Below are 613 nucleotides of genomic sequence, written 5' to 3'. Positions count from 1 at the left end.
CAGGCTCAATAATATGATAATTCATATCAGCTAGCGTCTGCACATTTAAGCTTACTGCTGGATGCGCCCACATTTGCTGATTCATCGCTGGGGCAACCAATACTGGTGCGGTAGTTGCAAGGCATACTGTAGTCAATAGGTCATCAGCCATTCCCATTGCCAACCGAGCCAAGGTATTGGCTGAAGCTGGGGCAATGACTATTAAGTCTGCCCACTTGGCAAGCTCAATATGACCCATGCCAGCCTCAGCGCGCTCATCAAGCAATGAGATGTGTACCTCGTTACCAGTCAAGGCTTGTAGAGTGAGCGGCGTGATAAAGGCTTGCGCGCCTGTCGTCATAATGACACGCACATCAAACCTCGCTTTAATCAATAAACGGGCAAAAACAGCAGATTTATAAGCAGCAATACCACCAGTAATAGCAAGCACAACATTAGACATAGGCATAACATCAATAAAAGGTTAGAAGATAAAATTGCGTTTATAGTAACAATTATGCGATAAATTGGGGAAAGTTTTCTCTTCCAATTTTGTTTGCTTTTTCAATTAATTAAAATCAACCCATATTTAAGGAAAAATAGTGGCTATAAAAGATTGGCACGAAGACGACAG

At 42.4% G+C, this 613-nt stretch carries 1 protein-coding gene; it reads right to left on the bottom strand.

Annotation, left to right across the window (positions count from 1 at the left end; translation table 11 throughout):
- Positions 1 to 442 (bottom strand): flavoprotein (locus tag ACS8FD_RS22195; RefSeq protein WP_439277456.1); only part of this gene is annotated, 442 nt, incomplete at its 3' end.
- Between the last annotated feature and the right edge of the window lie 171 nt (positions 443 to 613).

The sequence above is a fragment of the Psychrobacter sp. 1U2 genome (assembly GCF_051847575.1).
This window is presented reverse-complemented; position numbering and strand designations above follow the sequence as displayed.